This is a genomic window from Furfurilactobacillus entadae, assembly GCF_045862745.1.
GTDB lineage: Bacteria > Bacillota > Bacilli > Lactobacillales > Lactobacillaceae > Furfurilactobacillus > Furfurilactobacillus entadae.
Genome location: NZ_BQXN01000013.1, coordinates 15,546 through 36,149 on the forward strand (window position 1 = coordinate 15,546; position 20,604 = coordinate 36,149).

Consider the following 20,604-nt stretch of genomic DNA (forward strand, 5'->3'; position numbering starts at 1 on the left):
AGGACTTTCAATCGTAATTATCTTCGGAAATTCCGACACTGTAACAGTTTTTACGAACACTGTGCGATAACGGGAATTTTCCCGATTGTCACCTATGTTTCGCCCGCAAAAGCACGTATACTAGCTCTATGTAATCCTAACGAACTGACAGGAGAAATCATGACAACTACGCTCGATCAAACACTGCTCAATCAAGTGAGCACAGCACTACCAGACATTACCCGGCACCAAATCACCACGACCCTGACCCTTTTAAACGACGGCAACACGGTTCCCTTTGTAGCCCGTTACCGAAAGGAAATGACCGGGAGCCTTGATGAAGTCCAGATTCGGGCGGTCCAGGATACATGGACGCACGTGGAAAAACTTGCGAACCGCAAACACGATGTTTTGACCACCATTGATGCACAAAACGCGTTGACCCCGGCTCTTAAAGAACAAATCAACCACGCAACAACATTACAAGCAGTCGAAGACCTCTACCTTCCGTACAAACAAAAGCGGCGAACGAAGGCGACAATTGCAAAAGAACATGGCCTCATGCCGTTTGCTAAGTGGTTACTGACGTTTCCAACGACTGATTCAAGAAGCGAAGCGGCCGCCTACGTTGACGCCGCCCAAGAACTGCCGGATGTTGACGCCGTTATTACAGGCGCTCACGAAATTCTTGCGGAAGCCTTCAGTGAAGAAGCATCCTTCCGTGAATTTATTCGTGATTACACCCGCCAGCACGCAACGTTAGCAACAAGCGTCAAGACCAAGGGGAAGGCCCTTGATGAGGACGGCGTTTACCAGCAGTATTATGACTTTGAACAACCACTTGCAAAACTTGCCACCTACCAAACGCTCGCCATTAACCGGGGTGAAAAAGCTGGGGTCCTCAAAGTAACCATCGCAGTCGACCCTGCTGCCATTTTGAACTTCCTTCGGTTTAGAATTGTCGGTCATCATCAAGGTTCTGCCGTGACCATCATCACAGCCGCTTATGAGGACACCTATAAACGCTTCATCGGCCCTGCCATCGAACGTGAACTTCGTGGCGACCTCACCGATGACGCCAACACCCATGCAATTGGGGTGTTTGGAACAAACCTGTATCACCTTTTGATGCAGGCACCAATGAAGGGCAGAGTCGTCCTTGGCTTCGACCCGGCGTATCGGACCGGTTGTAAATTAGCGGTTATCGACGCCAACGGAAAGTTCCTCACAAAACTCGTGATCTACCCCCATAAGCCCGCTTCAAATGATAAACGGCAGGCCGCTGCTGGCCAACTTCACGATTTAATCGAGACCTACCAGGTGGAAATGATTGCGATTGGTAACGGAACGGCTTCCCGTGAGTCAGAGGTGTTTGTCGCTGAAGTTCTCCGTGGCATTGACCGAAATGTTCAGTACGTTATCGTTAACGAAGCTGGTGCTTCCGTTTATTCAGCTAGCCAAGCCGCGCGTGACGAATTTCCGGACCTCCACGTCGAGGAACGAAGCGCCATCAGTATCGGCCGGCGGCTTCAAGATCCCCTTGCAGAATTGGTCAAGATCGATCCGCAAAGTGTCGGTGTGGGCCAGTATCAGCATGACGTGCCCACCAAAGAACTGACCCACCAGTTAGATAACGTCGTGGAAACGGCTGTTAACCAGGTTGGTGTCAACCTAAACACGGCCAGCAGTGAACTGCTCGCTCACATTTCAGGGTTAAACAAGACCATCGCAAACAACGTGGTCACCTACCGAAATGAAAACGGTCGATACACCGATCGGCGCCAGTTAAAGAAGGTGGCGCGCCTCGGTCCGAAAGCCTACGAACAGGCCGTTGGGTTTCTTCGCATCATCGGCGGGAAAAATCCATTGGATAACACGGACATTCACCCGGAGAGCTATCCGGTTGCAAAACAGATCCTCGACCTGACCGCAACGGATACCAGCCAACTAGGCGCACCGGCACTTGCGACGACATTAGCCGCCCTCAACCACGATCAGCTCGCGCAACAAACGGGCGCCGGCGTTGCCACCGTCACGGACATTTTGACCAGTCTGGCTAAACCCGGCCGTGATCTGCGTGACGACATGCCCGCACCACTCCTGCGTCATGACGTCCTCACCTTGGCCGATCTCAAGCCCGGGATGGAATTACAGGGAACCGTCCGCAACGTGGTCGACTTCGGCGCGTTTGTCGATGTTGGTGTTAAACACGATGGTCTCGTTCACGTCTCCAAACTGACGAAACGGTTTGTAAAGGACCCCGCCGCCGTTGTCGCGGTTGGCGACATTGTCACCGTTTGGGTCGATGACGTTGATGAAGTCCGTCAGCGCATTCAGCTCACCATGCTAGACCCCAATGAGGCCTAGTTTAAAAATAAGCATGCTAAAAGCGCCTGTCTTCCCAACAACAATTGGGATGACAGGCGCTTTAATTTAAACCAACATTTCTGATCATTGGGACACGTTCCATTACCAGTGATCAAACCGTGCTGTTAAAGACCACTCCGATACTGAACCCGTAACGTTGTTGTCCCTCGCGGCACGTTCACTTGAACCGTTCCCCGTTTTGAAACATGAGCGGTTAACGTCTTCCCGTGATTCGTTGTCACTGCATAACCCCCACCGTAGTTAAAGATTGGGAGATCAACCACCTGACCACGTGCGCTCGTTGGCACTGTTACGGTCATCCCATTTGGTTGAGCTGCCATATGCACATGAATCGTTTTAACCACATGCCCATGGGCCCGAATTAAGGCGTCGTGATGGTAGATCGACTTCAAATGTTTCAAACTACTTTGCGGTGCATAGTCAAAGTACTCTGCTTTGGTTGCAAACGTCTGGTAAGAAGCAGGCGTCACACGTGGCTTCGCCAATGCGGTGTAGGTGAACCCAGTACCGAGCGTTAACAGCAGCGATAGTCCCACTGCCCAATTTCGCCACCGGAACGTTAGGTCAATTCGATCTACAAGGAGTGTTAACGCGACCAGCGCAAACAGACTGATAAACGTATACAACCGCCATGGGTGTTGGATCAAGCGAATCGGTGTCTTTTCAAACAGTTGCCACGGAAAGAGCCGCGTAGTCGCCCAAAAGAGCACCGTGCTTAAAATCAGCAACGTTTTCCCTAAATGATCTAGGTGCCGAAAACCAAACCATGTCGCAATCATTCCGACCAAGACAACGGTTCCTAACGTAACGCCGTGGGTCAAAAGTCCCGTCTTTGTTACGTTTGCCAAACCATAAAACACGGCAACAAACGGCGTAATCGTTTGCGTGTACAGGGAACCGATCCGTGGTGATTCAATCACCACTTGGTGGGTCGTTTTCAACATAACGACTAACTCGGGGGCTGCGATCACCGCCGTTACCAAACCAGTTAAAATCAAATCACGCCACGTCCGGAGGTCATCCAATTGGCGCCACGCGATGATCAGCACCAACACAACGATTCCAGCCGCAAGGAGGGCCGATAACACGTGGGTGTACACCAACAGGACCGCACCAAGGGTCGTCAGCAGCCACCCGCGCCGCTGTTTGGTCAACGTCATGTAAAGACCGAGGAATAAAATCACGTACCACGTCATGGACTGCGATTCAGGGAGATCAAAACGCACGGTGTCATTAAAGACCATGTACCCGGCCACGTTATACAGCATGCTGAAGAACCACGCGCCTAATTCGGGCCGCTGCGCTCCCCGCAGACGTAAAAACGTTCTCATGCACCAGTAACAAACCCATGCACTCAGGACAATGTAAAACACGTTTCCTAAGTACAGGGCCGTGATCCCGGGAATCCCGATGAGCCGTAACAATGCGTACGGGTAAAGAAACACATAGGGATAAAAAATTTGAATCCCGAGTCCTGAACCCTTAAAGGTATAGGTACTAATGGCGTTATGCCACACCCCATGCTTTGCTGATAGGTACAACTCTTCGATCCGGTTTACGTGAAATTGTTGATCCCACCCGCCAAATAAATGGTTGTTTAGTAAAAAAGGCAGTTCAATGGCTAATGCCGCTAAAATAAACGTCACCCATAAGCATACTTGCCGATGATCCCGAACCCAGCCGTAAAACCCGGCCGTTTCACGATATGCTTGTTGTTGATTAGCCAGTGATTCATGATAATCCACAGTCTTGTCACCGTTCCTCTCTTAGATAAATACGAAAACATCGTACCATATCTCTAAAACCAATTGGCAGCTTAAATGGTGCTTGCGCGTTAAACAAACCGCCCAATAATCCGGGCATCAAAAAAATGATTGCTAAGCCAATCCAGGCCCAGCAATCATTTTGAGTTAACGAAGATCTTTAAAAAAGCAAACCAACTATGCAATCATTCTGCTTAATCAACGGTTCAGTTTTTAAAAGTCAGTAATCGAGTTACCTATTTAGCGTTGGCCTTCGCAACGGCTGCCATCGCAACCCCGCTAACCCAGTGAACAGGTTGGTCGTAGTTTGGTTGGAAGAACATGTCAACCATGGATAACGTTTCAATTGTCATCCCAGTTTGAATGGCCATTGAAATAACGTTAGCTGATTGTGACACATCATGGTTACTGTAGAAAGAACCACCAAGGATCTTGTGCGTTTCAGGATCCCACGTCAACGTACAAAGCACTGGCGTTGTGGTCAACATAAAGTCTGGCCGGTAATCTTGTTCGAAGTCAACTGAGTCCACTTCCACGCCGCGTGCTTTGGCACCTTCAACCGTTAACCCTGAGGCAGCGATCGTTTGACCAAACAGTTCCACGGCTGATGTGGATTGCGTCCCGATGTACTTAACGGTTGGTTTGTCGATGTTATGACCCACTAAGATCCCTTGACGAACGGCATTAGTTGCCAACGGAATGTAGTCATCCTTGTGCGTTGGGTTGTAATGAACAGTTGCTGAGTCCCCGGCAGCAAAGATGTCAGGGTTACTTGTTGACCGCATGTAGTCGTCGGTTGTGATGGCACCGTTAGGCAACATGTCAACCTTGCCCTTCATCAAATCAGTGCTTGGTTTGAATCCAGTACATAAAACAGCCATGTCAGCGGTGTAACTGCCGGCATCAGTGGTGACAGTAACTTGGTCGTCACCAGTAAAACTAGTTACCATTTGACCCAGGGCCAACTTCACACCGTGATCAGTAAACTGTTTTTCAACCCGGTCAGTAATTTCTTTATCAAAATTCTTGGCTAACACACGTGAGAAGCCGTCAATCAACGTAACGTCCTTGCCGGCTAAAGAGTATTGTTCAGCCATTTCGGCACCAATGTACCCTGAGCCAATGACAACAACACTCTTAATTTTATCAACAGCATTCTTCAATTGTTGAGCGTGCGTCCAGTTCTTACATAGATAAACGTTCTTGTTATCGATTCCATCGATTGGTGGGATAACGGGCGATGATCCAGTTGTAACAACCAGCTTGTCATAACTTTCCGTTGTAATGTCACCAGACTTCAAGTCCTTGACCGTTACCGTCTTGTTGGCTGTATCAACGTCTGTCACGTCGTGTTCCATCTGCATGTTGGCACCCAACTGTGCTAATGCGTCAGGGTTTGAGTAGAACATCTTGTCAGCATCTGACACATGACCCCCAACCCATAAGGCGATCCCACATGATAGGAATGATAAATTATCGTGACGTTCGTAAACCGTCACATCATAATCCGGGTGCTCCGTTAAAATTTGTTGCGTGGCAAAAGTCCCCGCATGCGTAGCTCCAATAACGATAACTTTCATGAAAAGTTTCCTCCAGTGGCACTAAATTTAATTTCAGTTGTAAACAATTTTAATTCTATCCCCTTTAATTTTGTTGTCAACGCTTACACTTGCTACTCCTCACTGCTTCACAAGCGATGACCCCCGTCACCAAAGCACCTTAACAACACTTTGTGAAATTATTACATTTTGACGAGAATTAACACCGCTAAACCATTGTCATATCAACGGTTCAGTTATCACTAGATAATTCACAATCTAGTAGATATTTTTGTAAAATAACCATTAATATCGTAAAGCTTATTTTTCAAAAAAACCGTTGCCGGTTAAGGATCACTAACCGGCAACGTTTTTCGTCAACTAATTATTTTGTTTGCTCCGTGTTGCCTGTGCGTTTTCGTCGTTAATTCGTGACTGTGGGGTTGGATACGTGATCTTCATAACTGCTGGCATAATGATCGGAATCAAAATGATCAACAGAATAATCCCGACAATCACGACCAACGCAACCTGAATCAACGTCATGACACCTGACGGAATCAACGCGGCAAACGTCCCCGCTCAGGATGATTCCGACAGAGATAACCACCGTTCCGATGATCGTTGTTGCCTTCAACATTCTTGCATCCGTCGAGGTTGGCTCATGCAGGAACTCACGGTACTTCGACATCAGGAAGATCGAGTAATCGACCCCGAGAGAGATCAGCATTACAAAGGCAAAGAACGGCGTGTTCCATGTCAGCATGCTTTGTCCCAGGAACGTCTTAACCAACCAGTACACGATGTTTGTTGCACTGCTGTAAGCAATCAAGAGTGTGGCCTCAATCGCAATTGGTTGAACCAGTGACCGCGTAACGACCATCAAAGCAATGAAAATTCCGGCTAACATGATGATGGCCGTCCGGCTAAAGTCACTCGATGCCATTTCATTCGTGTCATTTGTCTGCGACGTCGTGCCACCAAAGGCGACCTCAGCGTCGTTTAAGCTGGTTCCCTTTAACGCACCCTTAACGATTGCTTCAAGCCGTGGCAAGCGGTTCATGGCTGCCTGTGAGCTTGGGTCATCATCAAGGATCACGGTAATTTTCGTAATCTTCTTACTTGGCGAGAAGTACGTCTTCATGACTGGTGCAAACGTCTTGCTCGTCAATTGTTCCTTAGGAATGTAGTACGTCTTTGCTGCACTTGAGTCCTTTAATCCGCCCAGATAACTGTTGACCGATTTTGACCCAGCAGAAATTGTCCCAAGGCCCGTTGTTGCGCTTCCTAATCCATCCGATAGCGTTTGGGTTTCGTTGCCAAGTTCGCTCAGTTTCGACGCCATTTGAACGTTGCCGCTTGCCACTTGGTTGGCACCGCTAGTTAACGTCCCGGTACTTCCGTTGATTGTTCCCATGGCACTTGCCAGTTGTGCCGTACTACTTGTTAGCTGTGTCAGCCCCCCGCTCAGTTGTGAAATGGCGGTCGCAGATGCTGGCAGCACCTGATTTGAGGCCGTATTCAACTGGCTGATTGCTTGTTGTAACTGACTTGTTGATGCTTGTAACGTTTGCAATTGGGTCGCAACGCTCTGGTCGTTACTCCCAATCGTTTGTGCATCGGAACCAATCTGGCTTAGCGAATCACTCACCTGCTTTTGTAAACTGGCGGTTGAGCTACTCTGCTGTTGCAGTGCGCCGTTAATAACTGCCGTAACGGTCGCCTGTTGTTCAGACGTTAAGTTTGCCCCGTTCCCCTGCATCTGCGCCACTAACTGGCTCGCATCCACAGACGGCGTCGTCATGCTACTCCGTGCCGTTTGAACAGACTTTAATTGCGTCCCGATGTCCTTTGTTGAATCACCAATTGTCGTTAATGAGCCCTGAATGCCACTTGTTGATCCTGTTGACGCTGCACTCACCTGCTGATTCAGGCTGCTGATGGCTGCGTTCAACTGTGGCAAGGCCGTTTCCAACTGTTGCAGTTGGGCTTGTTGGCTCCCACCGGTACTAGATTGAAGCTGTGAATTCAATTCGTTAACACCGGTAGTAACCTGACTAATTCCACTACTCAAAGCGGCTGTTCCGCTAGCAACCTGTTGTGAGCCGGTTGCCAATTCTTGTGCTGAGGAAACACCACCGCTAATGTTGGCGCCGTCCAATTGTTGTTTGGCGCTGGTTAATCCACTGTTGATTTGGTTGATTCCTTGTTGAGACTTTGTTAAGCCGCCGGTGACAGTTGCCATCTGGTTGCGAACGTACAGCGCCTTAATCTCTGATCCACCAGGTTGACTCGCGGAGAGCACCGTCTTAACACCGGTGGTCTTTTTCAGTTGACCGGTGACCCGATCCACGATTTGTAATGATTCTTCGTTATTCAGTTTGTGCTTGCTACTGATGTAAATGGTTGTCGGTTCAGCTGTTCCCTTTGAGAAGTGCTTTTGAACTAATTTGAACCCTTCCTTAGCCGGAACGGTGTCACTAATTTCCACAGTATCATCATAATCAAGGATGCCGTGGCCAACAAACGCCAGTGGTAGCATCACAACGCCCATGATCACGAGTGACAAAATCGGCCGAATCATGGAGGTACTTCCTAAGGTGTGCCACAACCGACTGTTCCCTTCGCCGCTAAACTTCTTAACTGGCCAGAACATCCGTGGGCCAAGAACCGTCATGAAAAATGGGTTCAACGTCAAGAGCACTGCTAACAGCACAACGACCCCAACCGCAATTCCAACGGCCGAGCGGTACAGTGAAAACCGGGCAAACGCCAGCACGGTCATCCCAATGAGGACAGAGACCCCGGAATAAAGAACCGTTCGTCCACCAATTTTAATTGCGCTCTTGCTGGCATCACGTGCTGATTTACCGTGCGCCATTTCCTCACGAAACTGGTTATACAACAGGATGTTGTAATCCGTTCCGATCCCAAACAGCACGATAATGATGAACACTTGCGTGAAGTTAGAAAACGGAAAGCCAAAGTGCTTAACCAGGTTCGTTACAACACTGATTGAAACCAGTCCAGAAACACCTACCGTAAATAATGAAATCAATGGTGTGATGGGTGACCGGAACACTAGCAATAAGACGAAAAAGATGAACACAGCCGCAATCACTTCGGTCTTCTGAACCCCTTTTTGTGTGGCGTCAGAAAAGTCCTGGTTTAAAATGTCGGACCCGGTGATGTACGTCTTCACACCGCTTGTCTTAGCCGCCTTCGTCAGCTCACTCCGAATCTTTGTACGGCTGTGTGCTGTGCTCAGCTTGACGTTCATTTGAACAAGTTGCGTGGTCTTATCTTTGGCAACCAACTGTGCCTTTGCCGTTGCGCTGTCCTGCGCCGTGGTAATGGCCTTAATTTGATATTTATTTTTATCCTGTTTGAGCTTCGTAATGGTTTTATCGATGGCTTTGTTTTGGCTTGCCGTCAATTTGTGGTCCCCATTACTAAACACCGCAACGACCGCAGTCGTATTCTTTTGTGAGCTCCCCCACTTATCCTGAAGCTTTGTTGCTCGCTGACTTTGATAACTACTTGGGATCGTAATTTGACCCTTTTCCGCCACCAGCTTATTTGTATCCGGCGTCAACAGGATGGCCGCAACTAAAACCACTAACCACCCCACAAGACGCCACACATGATTTCTTCTCATCCAACTCATTAGCGCTGCCTCAATTCTCTTCGTTTGCCTTTAACGTTAGCCATGGCGTCCAATCGATCGTAATCCGTTTGCCATCACGGTGCGGACACAACGATTCTAAATAAAAGTTGGCCAGTTCATGACGAAACTGCTGTTCTGCACGATCAAAAACGGCAAGCGCTTTATCCTTAACGTCCCCCAGCGGCCGGCTTGTATCCAATTTGCCAATGTGATAAACCGCCTCAAACGATGGATCATCTGAAATCCGAAAAACATGATCCGCTAACCCTGAGGTCATTCCAAACGGCTCCGTTCCTTCGATTGCGTCAAAAACATCCAGCATGCTAATTTGATCTGGTTCCCGGTTTAAAACGACCCCACCGGCCTTCCCCGAAACAGATCGAACCAACCCGGCTTTTGCCAACCGTTGAACGATTTTCTTGGTATACGAATCAGATAGTTCCAACCGTTGTGAAATCAACGTGCTTTGTAACGGAACCGCCTGCTCTTGAATTGCAAGTAACATCAAAATACAGATTCCCTGTTCCAAACTCGCCTTAACTTTCATGTGTCCTCCTAATCACGACATTCAATATCCATCACTAAACAGGATAAATGATATCCCGTTATAAAATTAAATCAACCTTAACGCCACTTTTCTCATTTGTTGTTCATCGAGTTATTCGCTATACTGTCAACAATGTAAACTGTCAATCAGGTAACTGCCTTCACCCCGGGGCAAGTCAAGCAAAGCGAGGCACACCATGGCATTCATTACTGAACATTACATCCTGGCCGTTGATCAAGGGACAACCGCGTCACGAGCAATTATCATCAATCAACACGGTCGCCGGGTAACAGCTGCGTCACAACCACTCCCACAAATCAACCGGCACCCCGGTTGGGTGGAACATGACCTAAACTTACTCTGGAATTCCGTTCAATCAGCCATTTCCACCGTTTTGATCAATACCGGAATTCACCCTGACCAAATTGCCGGCGTCGGCATCGTCACGCAACGTGAAACCACCATCATCTGGGACAAAACGACCGGCGAACCAATTGCGCCCGCCATCGGATGGCAATCACAGCAAGTAGATGAGCGCACGCCACAATTGATTAAGGCCGGTTACAACGACCTCATCCACGAAAAAACCGGTTTGTTCATCAATTCATACTTTTCTGCCGCAAAAATCCGTTGGCTCCTCGACCATGTTCCTCGTGCCCAAGCGCGGGCGGAACGGGGCGAATTGTGCTTTGGGACCGTTGATTCATGGCTTGCCTGGAAACTTTCGGGTGCGGCGCTTCACGTTACCGATTACTCGAATGCAAGCCGAACCATGCTGTTTAACATCCACACGCTTGACTGGGATGATGAAATTCTTCACCTCATGAACATTCCCCGTGCCCTTTTGCCAACGGTGAAATCATCGGCCGAAGTTTACGGGCACACACAAAACTACCAATTTTTCGGCGCCGAGGTTCCAATCGCAGCACTTGCAGGGGACCAACAGGCGGCCCTCTTTGGACAAATGGGGTTTGAAAAGGGTGTCGTCAAGAACACCTATGGCGCTGGTGCTTTCATCATCATGAATACGGGTACGACCCCGCTTATTTCCACCAACGGGTTGTTGACCACCATTGCTTATGGAGCCAACGGAACCGTTAAGTATGCCCTTGAAGGCTCCATTTTCGTCGCCGGTTCAGCCATTAGCTGGCTTCAAGACGAAATGCACATGATTCCTGACGAGCCCGCTGCTAAACGTGCGGCTCTGGCCTCAACAAATGACGATGAGGTATACCTTGTCCCCGCATTTTCTGGCCTTGGCGCGCCCTATTGGGATGATCAAGCGCGTGGTGCTGTTTACGGGATCACTCGGGGAACAACCCAAAATGACTTCGTGAAAGCCACGCTTCAGGCAATTGCTTACCAAACGCGCGACATCATCGAAACCATGAAGAAGGATACGCAGCTAACCATTCCGCAGTTAAACGCCGATGGTGCTTCATCGCGCAATACCTACCTCATGCAGTTCCAGGCCGACATTCTCAATATGAACGTCAACCGATCAGCTGATGAAGAAACAACTGCGCTTGGTGCCGCCTACCTCGCGGGTCTGGCGGTGGGCTTTTGGGATAATGTTGATGCACTAAAAGCCATTTACCAGCCCGGCAAAACATTTTCGCCCACAATGAGTGCCGAGCGGCGCCACCACCTCTATCACGGTTGGCAGATGGCCGTTAAGGCGACCGAGTTGTTCAAATAATGCTATTGTCGAAAAAAACATTAAGACACAAGAAAAATGCTGTGGAAAAAACTTTTCACAGCATTTTTTTAATCGTGAAAAAAAGTTCACAAGTTTTTTTATTTGACGGCGACAATGCTAATCGTTGGTCTGATACGTTTTCATCACTCATCACACCCCTCATTTGAATGAAAACGGTTGCGCAAAGCGGGTGCATAGCGCAAAATTATGTTATATAATGAACCACGGCAATAATAGAAAGCGGTTACGCTTCCTATCACTGCGTCAACTTACATTAAAGGCATTTAAGGAGTGAAAGACGTGGCAACAGAATACAGCTCATTGTTTACCTTCTTTGGCGGTACTGGTGACCTGGCCAAGCGTAAACTATACCCATCATTATTTAAACTTTATGTCCGTGGAAACTTAGGCGAACACTTCGCCGTTGTTGGAACGGCCCGTGACACGTGGTCAGACGAAAAGTTCCGCGAAATTGTCACGCAATCCATTCGTGATGACCAACCAGATGCAGATATGCACGCGGCTGAAGTCTTTACATCACACTTCTACTACTTGGCACACGATGTGACTGATAAGGCCCATTATGCTGTCATGAAGGACTTGCTTGAAAAATTAGATAAACAATATAGTATTGGTGGCGACCGGATTTTCTACCTGTCCATGGCCCCACGTTTCTTCGGTGAAGTTGCCCTGAACCTGAAGTCAGAAGGCCTATTATCTGACGATGGCTCAAACCGTCTGGTCATCGAAAAGCCATTCGGAACGGACTACAAGACCGCTGAAACATTAAACGACCAGCTTGCTGGTGCCTTTAGCGAAAACCAAATTTACCGGATCGACCACTACCTTGGTAAAGAAATGGTTCAAAACATCCAAGCACTTCGGTTTGGTAACACCTTGGTTGAATCACTATGGAACAACCGTTACATCGACAACATCCAGGTCACATTGAGTGAAAAGCTTGGTGTTGAAGACCGGGCCGGTTACTACGATACTGCTGGTGCCTTACGTGATATGGTTCAAAACCACATCATGCAAATCGTTTCTCAACTTGCCATGGAACAACCCGTTTCCTTCACGGATGCTGATGTTCGTGTCGAAAAGATCAAGGCATTACGTTCACTCCGGGTTTACAGCCCTGCCGAAGCCTCAAAGAACTTCATTCGTGGCCAATACGGTGCTAACGACACAGAACCTGCCTACCGTGACGAACCAAACGTACCAAAGGACTCCACAAACGACACGTTTGTTGCCGGGAAGTTACTCTTTGATAACTACCGGTGGTCCGGTGTGCCATTCTACGTGCGGACTGGGAAACGTTTAGCTGACAAGTTCACGCGGATCGACGTTGTCTTCAAGAAGCCATTGATCGACATCTTCGCCTTCCCACAAAACCGTGACAACACGTTGGCACCTAACGTGCTCACCATTTACGTTGAACCAAACTCAGGTTTCTCACTGCAAGTTAACGCTAAGACTGCTGGTCAAGGATTTGCAACGGAACCAATCCACTTGGACTTCCAACAAGACGTTGCCCAAAAGGAAGAAACGCCAGAACCATACGAACGTTTGCTGCATGACACCTTGAAGGGTGACCAAACAAACTTCGCTTCATGGGATGAAGTTTCCTACGCTTGGAACTTCGTTGACGTTATTCAAAAGCTTTGGGATTCAGAAACCCCTAACTTCCCGAATTACGTTTCTGGTTCAATGGGCCCTGCTGCATCAGACGAACTGTTGCAACGTGATCACCGGTCATGGATCTACAAACTTAACCGGTAATCAAATTCAATTATGTTATAAAAAATGGCGCCTTTCTCCTGTTTAGGAGAAAGGCGCCATTTTATTTTATTGATCATCTACTGAAGTTCGATAATTCGTTCTTCATTATTTAACATCGTGGCGAAAGTACCATCCGGACGTTTTGCTTCCACAAAATTACCGTTAAACGTCATGCTGTCGACATCAAACTGGAAGTACCCACTTCCAAGTTCAATCGCGGTAATCACGTAATCGCCAAGTTGACGATCATGACGCATTTTGGTTTCCTTTGTAAGTGATGCACGTAATTTTTCTGCAGCCACTGTCTGGCCTCCTATGTTTAAAGTTATTCGTTAATCATTATTTAACTATGTTAAAAATAAAGTCAAACAACTAAAGTGGCCGTTAAGCCTCCGAATCGAGTGACTTTAGTTTAATCTGTAAATTATTTTTATGCAATAGAAGAATTACTTTTAATCGCAAAATTATCGTCACAATAATTAATGACTGTACACAAAAACGATGGCCGCTTTTTTTGCGCCCACCGCTTTCTATTTCATGCTTAATTTAACTTCACAACCTGTTGATCATTCACAAATGGATATTCAACTGGTTCTGTCTGTTGCAATAATTCATCAGACAATTCAATCTGGAACACGCTCTGGTTGTGATATGGAATAAAGTAATACTTCTTTGAAGTAACCCCCATAATCCCAATGTACTGCGTGTAATCAGGAACGCCTTCCTTGATGTTAACACCGCGAGGGATTTCTACGTTATGAAGAATGTGGGTAATCGCGTTCACACCAGCCATTTCACCGGTTGGTTGTTCGATGTTTTCCTTCAAAAAGGCGGTCCGAACAAACCGCTGTGGTGGCGTGTAACCACCTGGTAATTGAACGGTTCCTGTCCCCTGACCAAACGCATGGGCCGTTACACCCATAAACTGTTTGTTCCCGTAGGCTTCTGTCTGCAACGTGACGTAGTTGTTTAAGTTCTTAATGTGCCACTGAAGTTCAGGTGCATTTGTCATGACTTCAACCGGGTTGTCTTGTAACGTTAACTTTTCACCAGTTGGTTCGATAACGCAGCACCGACCACTAGCGTCTGTCACGATCCAGTGCAATGGTGGAACGACATTAATCAACGGCGTTTCAAAGTTAACCAACCGAATGGAATCTAATTCAGCTTGAACTTCTTCCAAGTTACGGCAGTTTCCGAGTAACACGGAAACGAGTTCATGAGGTGCCAGGTTCTTTTTGCTAGAATCTGGATTTTGGTATTGTGCCTCACGTGGAAAGTAGAGCGCAGCAACAGACAGACCAAATTCATTCAACCCATCTGCGAAAAAGTAGGTCCCTAACTGACGCCCAGTACCCAAAAAGGCATACTGGTTAACAAATTCGGCTTCCTTCGTTGCACTTTCCCACCGATAACCGCGGGGCAAGAAGACTGGACGGCCACCCAATTCAAAAGCGTAGTCCATTGTCCGTGCTAGGAAGTGTAATCCATCGGTTGTTTCAAAGGTCAGGCTTGTACACATGATTTATCCCTCTTTTGCATTTCGATTACCGCCAATTCTAAAAGTTATCTACCAAATAACTTCTCACAATCGCATTATTTTACAGTTTGTGTGAGAAAACGTTGTGAGCGCTTCACCTTCGCCAAACCCTTTAATAATTACAATTTCGCCAACCATCGAAAAACATGAGAACGTGAACCAAAGTTCGTCCCCTATTCTAAATTTAACCATTCAGATAAAGGAGCACTTTAGATCATGAACAATGAATCGTCCGAAGCACAGCGTTATGCCTTATGGGGAGCCGTTACCGTCACGTTCAACGTCCTCTTGTTCTATTTCTTAGATAAAAAGTTAGGCATTGAATACCAACTAGCCAACTTGATCGATTGGGTCGTGTCCGTTTTCTTTGCCTTCGTTGTTAATAAATACCTTGTCTTTAAAACACACGCAACCGGATGGTGGCCTGAGATTGGTTCATTCTACCTGACACGTGTCTTAACTTACGTCATCGAAGTCATTTTCTTGTGGCTCTTAATCTCACAACTAACGGTCAACGCCACGGTCAGCAAGTTGATTGCCCACGCCATCGCAATTGTCGTTAATTACTTTCTTAGTAAAGCACTCGTTTTTAAGACAACCAGCAACCACATCGATCAACAGCAACCCATCAACAAAAACTAAGCAATTGCGTTATGGCTTTTATCGATAACCTTAGTTGCAAGTTCGAATTCTGAACGTAATTCGTCAAACGCAGCCGTTAATGGCGCCTCATCCTCAATTTGGTTCGCAATTTCGTCTAGGCAGAGTTCCCCTGCTTCTGTCAGTAAGATGCGGTGAACCCGCCGGTCCTTCACGTCTGTTTCAATTTGAATCAGTTTGGCAGTTAATAACCGCTTAAGACGAATACTAAATAGCGCAGACGACACGTGAAGCTTGTGGGCTAACTGCTCATTGCGTGCCCCTTCTGAAACTTCACCTAGTTCATCCAAAATCAGGTAATCCAAAACGTTTAAGTCGTGTTTTTGACAAATCCGGCCAACGTTTTTTTCTAAATCATCAATCTCACGGTGAACAAGGTCGACCTGACGTAAAATCGCTGTTGTCGTTAAATCTGTTTTAATCATTTATTTATCTCCTAAATAGTTTACAAGTTTCTGTCTTGTCCATATTTATACCATCTCTCTCACTCAGCACTTATCATAAATCCGTTCAAAGTGTGGGACTTTGAGAAACATTATTAACTAATTTCTGATTTAAATTTTTTATAACCTAATTGAACAGCGATAAACGTTTTGCTAGAAAGGGCCTAATAACAGCAAACAGCGTCACTTTGTTTAACGTTTCACATTAAAATACATGTGATCAACCCACAAATTCCAAAAAGGCAGCACTTATGAATGACGCATTCATTCATAAGTGCTGCCTTTTAGTTAATAATCATAAAATAAGCTCAATTGAGCCCCAAAAATCCTTAGTTAACGTTAATTTGCAGTGCGATGCCTAGGCCACCACCGATACACAACCCGGCAACACCAACGTGACGCTCCGCATGACGAAGTGCATAAATAAGTCCGGTCACAATACGAACACCGGTTGCACCTAACGGATGACCAATCGCAATGGAACCGCCATTAGGATTCAACTTTTCTGCTGGGATTCCCAACTCACGCGCAACGGCCACGCTTGGCGCTGCGAATGCTTCGTTTAGTTCGAAGAGGTCAATGTCATCAATGGCTGTTTTTGTTTTCGCCAGTAACCCGCGAACCGCACTAACCGGTGAATACCCCATGATTTGTGGATCAACCCCGACTTCTTGGTAGCCCGTGATGGTTGCAAGGATCGGAACCGCCAGTTCTTCTGCACGTTCCCGCCGCATCAGCACCATTGCTGCGGCACCGTCGTTTAATGGCGCTGCGTTCCCGGCTGTAACCGTTCCGTGGTCTTCAAACGTCGGTGCTAATTTGGCGAGCTTTTCAAGGTCGGTATCTTCACGAATCGTTTCGTCGCGATCCACCACGCGTTGCCTATGCCGTTCAGTAACTGTGAGTGGCACCATTTCATCAGCAAATTGCCCGTCATCGCTAGCCCGTGCTGCCTTTTGGTGGGACGCTAATGCAAATGCATCCTGCTCTTCACGGGTCACGTGGTACATTGCGGCGACGTTTTCGGCGGTGACTCCCATTGGTTTATCGCTAAAGGCGTCCGTGAGGCCATCGTGTTCCATGCTGTCGACAAACGTCGTATCACCAAACTTTGTTCCAAACCGCATGCCCTTCGCAAGGTATGGCGCATTGCTCATGCTTTCTGTCCCAACGACTAGAACACTATCAGCGTCGCCCATGGCAATGGCTGCCTGGCCCAAACGAATCGCCTTTAATCCTGAACCACACACTTCGTTTATCGTCATCGCCGGACTGGTCTCCGGAACACCAGCCTTAATGCTAATTTGCCGACCAACATTTTGACCGCTTCCCGCCTGTAGCACGTTTCCGGCAATGGTCTGGTCAACAATCGCCGGCGCGATCCCTGCCCGTTCGATGGCCGCTTTAGCCGCTATTACACCCAAGTCAACCGCGCTAAAACTAGCTAAATGACCACCCATCTTACCAACCGGTGTTCGCACTGCACTAACGATTACAACCTCGTCCATGATGTTCCCTCTTTCTTCATGTTTTCAGTAACGTTCAGTCTACCCGATGTCTTCGACCCCGGCAATTGTTTTGATTGGTTAACTAACCATCGTTACAGACTTTTATCATTTAATACACGTCAATCATCCCTGTTTCTCTGTAAAGAAAATTTATTTCATTGGTTTACCCCAAAAGCGTGGCCTAGTAGTTGAAAAATTCGGGCACATCAACTACCATAATAGCTGTACTCGTGTCGCTTTTCACAATTATGGAACATTGTTGTTTTGACGGCATTTTGTCTAATTGACAACAATTTTCATGCTAATACAGAACAAGGAAGGTTTATCATGGCAGATCAAAAAGCACAAATTGGTGTTGTTGGTTTAGCAGTTATGGGGAAGAACTTGGCCCTGAACATCGAAAGCCGTGGCTACACTGTCGGCGTTTACAACCGTTCACGGTCTAAGACTGACGATATGATGAAGGATCACAGCGAAAAGAAGCTGGTTCCTAGTTATACTGTTGCAGACTTCGTTAACTCATTAGAAACACCTCGGCGGATTTTACTGATGGTTAAAGCTGGGATGCCAACTGACGCCGTTATTCAAGAACTCTTGCCACTATTGGACAAGGGTGACGTTTTGATCGATGGTGGGAACACTAACTTCCACGACACCATGGCTCGGAATGCTGAACTGGACAAATCCGGGATCAACTTTATCGGGATGGGTGTCTCTGGTGGTGAATTAGGCGCCTTACAAGGACCTTCTTTGATGCCTGGTGGTCAAAAAGACGCCTATGACTTGGTTGCACCAATCCTCGAACAAATCTCTGCCAAAGCACCTCAAGATGGCACCCCTTGTGTCACTTACATCGGCCCTAACGGTGCTGGTCACTACGTTAAGATGGTTCATAACGGGATTGAATACGGTGATGAAGAACTGATCGACGAAAGTTACAACATCATGCGTAACGTCGCCGGAATCTCTGTTGACGAAATGGCTGACATTTTCAAGGAATGGAACAAGGGCGAATTGGACAGTTACTTAATCGAAATTACGGCCGACATTTTGAGCCGTAAGGATGACTTAGGCGACGACAAGAACTTACCAATCGTTGATGCCATCTTAGACCGTGGTAACAACAAGGGAACTGGTAAGTGGAGTTCAGAAGACGCTTTGAACATCCAAGTCCCACAATCCGTTATTACTGAATCCGTTTATGCACGTTACATCTCAATGATGAAGGACGAACGTGTTAAGGCTTCTAAGGCATTACCAGCTGCTGCAATGCAAGGTAAGGCTGAAATTGGTGACAAGACTGAATTCGTCGAAAAGATTCGTCAAGCCTTGTTCTTCAGTAAGTTGATGAGTTATGCCCAAGGATTCGAACAACTTCGCGTTGCTTCCGAAACCTACGACTGGGACTTACAATTCGGTCAGCTTGCACAGATCTGGCGTGCCGGATGTATCATCCGTGCTGGCTTCCTTCAAAACATCACGGATGCCTATGACAAGGATCCTAAGTTGACGAACTTATTGTTCGACGACTACTTCAAGGACATTGCCACTAAGTACCAACAATCTGTTCGTGACGTCGTTGCCATGGCCGTTCAAGCTGGGGTTCCAGTTCCTAGCTTCTCAGCAGCCATCACTTACTACGACAGCTTCCGTGCAGAAGTTCTGCCTGCTAACCTGTTACAAGCACAGCGTGACTACTTCGGGGCTCACACCTACGAACGTGTCGACCGTCCTGGTAACTTCCATTACAGCTGGTACGAAGAACAATAGACTCACTCTTAAAACGCTGTGGCCTGCTGGTCGCAGCGTTTTTTCTGTGCCCAAACAAGCAGGACGTCAAAAAGCGTCACCAGAAAAAAATTCCGGTGACGCTTTTTGCATGACTTAAACCCATTATGGTCGTTAAAACTTTTCCCACGGCGCCGCTGCGTTAGCAAACGTTTCCTCGGGTGTCGCTTCCGTTGAGATCCCGGCAATTGGTTTAAAGACCGCATTCAGGAAGTCCCACAGAGGAGCAGGTACGTTTAAATCATCAATGTCATTCGGTGAAATGACATACCGAATGGTGTCCTCATCATCAGCAATGACTTTTTGAACCCACTTCGGTTCACGGATCAACTCACGACCAATTGCCGCAAAATCAACACCTGCGTCCATCACCTTTTCAGCGTCAGCGGGCGTCTCAATCCCACCAACACCAATCAGCGGTAACCGGTCACCAAGCACCTGCTTGATCTGTGGGAGGATCGAGGCTGTCGCTTCTTGATCATTCAACGATGTCCGCCACACGTTTCCCATTGAAACGTGTAAATAATCCAACGTTGAATCAGCTAATTTATCAACAAAAGTAAGGGTATCCGCCAACCGAATTCCTGGTGTCTCCACTTCTTCTGGACTAATCCGGTACCCAACAATAAAGTCATCGGCCGCATATTGACCGGCTGCCTCACGAACCTGATCAATGACCGCAAGTGGAAAACGCATCCGGTTTTCGACACTTCCCCCCCATTGATCCGTCCGCTGGTTGGAGTTTGGTGAAAAGAATTGTTGAATCAAATAGGTGTTGGCCCCGTGAATCTCAACCCCATCAAAGCCCGCTTGTGCTGCGCGCCGAGCAGCTTCACCAAAGGCCTTAATTTCAGCCAGCACTTCAGCGCTCGTTAATTCGCGCGGTGTTTCTAAACCAGGCCGTTCAGCACGAATTGCAGAAGCACTAACCGGCTGTTCACCCTTCAAAATCTTTGACGAAGTCATCCGACCGGCATCAAAAATCTGAAGAATGGCTTTTGTCCCGTTAGATTTCATGACCTGGGCTAGCTTTGATAATCCCGGGATCATTCGATCGCTTGCAGCACTAAGGTTCCCCTCAAAGCCCTTTCCTAACGGTGTAACATTTGCGCAGGCAGTGATTTCCATTCCAACCCCGCCAGAACGCATGCCGTAATAATCAAGTTGATCCTTGGTAATTGCACCAGATTCATACGCACTCATTTCGGTCATGGGCGCCATCACGATCCGGTTTTTAATCACAATCCCATTAGCCAACGTTAGTGGTTGAAGAAATTTATAGTTTGTCATGTTTCCATCGTC

General features: G+C 47.4%; 14 protein-coding genes. 5 read left to right on the top strand and 9 right to left on the bottom strand.

Going from position 1 to position 20,604, the window contains the following annotated elements; translation table 11 throughout:
* Positions 1 to 159: 159 nt before the first annotated feature.
* Positions 160 to 2,346 (top strand): Tex family protein, encoded by a 2,187-nt coding sequence (locus tag ACKTR5_RS06825; protein WP_407880246.1) that lies wholly within the window; start codon positions 160 to 162, stop codon positions 2,344 to 2,346.
* A gap of 125 nt (positions 2,347 to 2,471) precedes the next feature.
* Here ACKTR5_RS06825 and ACKTR5_RS06830 read toward each other — a convergent pair whose 3' ends face one another.
* From ACKTR5_RS06830 to ACKTR5_RS06845, 4 genes are all read right to left on the bottom strand, one after another.
* A complete protein-coding gene (locus ACKTR5_RS06830; RefSeq protein ID WP_407880248.1) occupies positions 2,472 to 4,112 on the bottom strand; it encodes a hypothetical protein in 1,641 nt (546 codons plus the stop codon).
* Between the two features lie 254 nt (positions 4,113 to 4,366).
* Positions 4,367 to 5,710, bottom strand: a complete 1,344-nt coding sequence (locus ACKTR5_RS06835) for an FAD-dependent oxidoreductase (protein ID WP_407880249.1) — start codon at positions 5,708 to 5,710, stop codon at positions 4,367 to 4,369.
* Between the two features lie 382 nt (positions 5,711 to 6,092).
* A complete protein-coding gene (locus ACKTR5_RS06840; RefSeq protein WP_407880251.1) occupies positions 6,093 to 9,335 on the bottom strand; it encodes an MMPL family transporter in 3,243 nt (1,080 codons plus the stop codon).
* A gap of 10 nt (positions 9,336 to 9,345) precedes the next feature.
* A complete protein-coding gene (locus tag ACKTR5_RS06845; protein ID WP_407880253.1) occupies positions 9,346 to 9,882 on the bottom strand; it encodes an RrF2 family transcriptional regulator in 537 nt (178 codons plus the stop codon).
* Positions 9,883 to 10,087: 205 nt separating this feature from the next.
* On the opposite strand from ACKTR5_RS06845, the gene glpK reads away from it, so the two are divergent.
* Positions 10,088 to 11,581 carry a glycerol kinase GlpK gene (gene glpK, locus ACKTR5_RS06850; protein WP_407880294.1) on the top strand — a complete coding sequence of 498 codons (1,494 nt, stop codon included), beginning with the start codon at positions 10,088 to 10,090 and terminating at the stop codon, positions 11,579 to 11,581.
* A 300-nt stretch (positions 11,582 to 11,881) separates the two neighbouring features.
* On the top strand, positions 11,882 to 13,363 hold the full coding sequence (zwf, locus tag ACKTR5_RS06855; RefSeq protein WP_407880255.1) for a glucose-6-phosphate dehydrogenase: 1,482 nt from the start codon (positions 11,882 to 11,884) through the stop codon (positions 13,361 to 13,363).
* Positions 13,364 to 13,440: 77 nt separating this feature from the next.
* On the opposite strand, the gene ACKTR5_RS06860 is transcribed toward zwf, so the two are convergent.
* Positions 13,441 to 13,665 (bottom strand): hypothetical protein, encoded by a 225-nt coding sequence (locus tag ACKTR5_RS06860; RefSeq protein ID WP_407880257.1) that lies wholly within the window; start codon positions 13,663 to 13,665, stop codon positions 13,441 to 13,443.
* A gap of 239 nt (positions 13,666 to 13,904) precedes the next feature.
* The gene (locus ACKTR5_RS06865; protein WP_407880259.1) at positions 13,905 to 14,885 is read right to left on the bottom strand and encodes a choloylglycine hydrolase family protein; all 981 of its coding nucleotides are present in this window, start codon (positions 14,883 to 14,885) and stop codon (positions 13,905 to 13,907) included.
* A 234-nt stretch (positions 14,886 to 15,119) separates the two neighbouring features.
* Between ACKTR5_RS06865 and ACKTR5_RS06870 the strand changes: the two genes are divergently transcribed.
* The gene (locus tag ACKTR5_RS06870; protein WP_407880260.1) at positions 15,120 to 15,545 is read left to right on the top strand and encodes a GtrA family protein; all 426 of its coding nucleotides are present in this window, start codon (positions 15,120 to 15,122) and stop codon (positions 15,543 to 15,545) included.
* On the opposite strand, the gene ACKTR5_RS06875 is transcribed toward ACKTR5_RS06870, so the two are convergent.
* Together ACKTR5_RS06875 and ACKTR5_RS06880 are read right to left on the bottom strand one after the other, a co-directional pair.
* Positions 15,542 to 15,988, bottom strand: a complete 447-nt coding sequence (locus ACKTR5_RS06875) for a MarR family winged helix-turn-helix transcriptional regulator (RefSeq protein WP_407880262.1) — start codon at positions 15,986 to 15,988, stop codon at positions 15,542 to 15,544. The two genes, ACKTR5_RS06870 and ACKTR5_RS06875, sit on opposite strands and share 4 nt — an antisense overlap.
* Before the next feature lie 347 nt (positions 15,989 to 16,335).
* Complete coding sequence (locus tag ACKTR5_RS06880) at positions 16,336 to 17,514, bottom strand: thiolase family protein (protein ID WP_407880264.1); 1,179 nt, start codon at positions 17,512 to 17,514, stop codon at positions 16,336 to 16,338.
* Between the two features lie 327 nt (positions 17,515 to 17,841).
* On the opposite strand from ACKTR5_RS06880, the gene gndA reads away from it, so the two are divergent.
* Entirely contained in the window at positions 17,842 to 19,284 is a 1,443-nt protein-coding gene (gndA, locus tag ACKTR5_RS06885) for an NADP-dependent phosphogluconate dehydrogenase (protein ID WP_407880265.1), read from the top strand.
* A gap of 132 nt (positions 19,285 to 19,416) precedes the next feature.
* Here gndA and ACKTR5_RS06890 read toward each other — a convergent pair whose 3' ends face one another.
* Entirely contained in the window at positions 19,417 to 20,592 is a 1,176-nt protein-coding gene (locus ACKTR5_RS06890; protein WP_407880267.1) for an NADH-dependent flavin oxidoreductase, read from the bottom strand.
* Between the last annotated feature and the right edge of the window lie 12 nt (positions 20,593 to 20,604).

Bases quoted from the DNA above. Each gene is read 5' to 3' on its own strand.
- ACKTR5_RS06845 (WP_407880253.1), bottom strand. From the start codon at position 9,882: ATGAAAGTTAAGGCGAGTTTGGAACAGGGAATCTGTATTTTGATGTTA.
- ACKTR5_RS06870 (WP_407880260.1), top strand. From the start codon at position 15,120: ATGAACAATGAATCGTCCGAAGCACAGCGTTATGCCTTATGGGGAGCC.
- gndA (WP_407880265.1), top strand. From the start codon at position 17,842: ATGGCAGATCAAAAAGCACAAATTGGTGTTGTTGGTTTAGCAGTTATG.
- ACKTR5_RS06875 (WP_407880262.1), bottom strand. From the start codon at position 15,988: ATGATTAAAACAGATTTAACGACAACAGCGATTTTACGTCAGGTCGAC.
- ACKTR5_RS06840 (WP_407880251.1), bottom strand. From the start codon at position 9,335: ATGAGTTGGATGAGAAGAAATCATGTGTGGCGTCTTGTGGGGTGGTTA.
- ACKTR5_RS06865 (WP_407880259.1), bottom strand. From the start codon at position 14,885: ATGTGTACAAGCCTGACCTTTGAAACAACCGATGGATTACACTTCCTA.
- ACKTR5_RS06835 (WP_407880249.1), bottom strand. From the start codon at position 5,710: ATGAAAGTTATCGTTATTGGAGCTACGCATGCGGGGACTTTTGCCACG.
- ACKTR5_RS06825 (WP_407880246.1), top strand. From the start codon at position 160: ATGACAACTACGCTCGATCAAACACTGCTCAATCAAGTGAGCACAGCA.
- ACKTR5_RS06890 (WP_407880267.1), bottom strand. From the start codon at position 20,592: ATGACAAACTATAAATTTCTTCAACCACTAACGTTGGCTAATGGGATT.
- ACKTR5_RS06880 (WP_407880264.1), bottom strand. From the start codon at position 17,514: ATGGACGAGGTTGTAATCGTTAGTGCAGTGCGAACACCGGTTGGTAAG.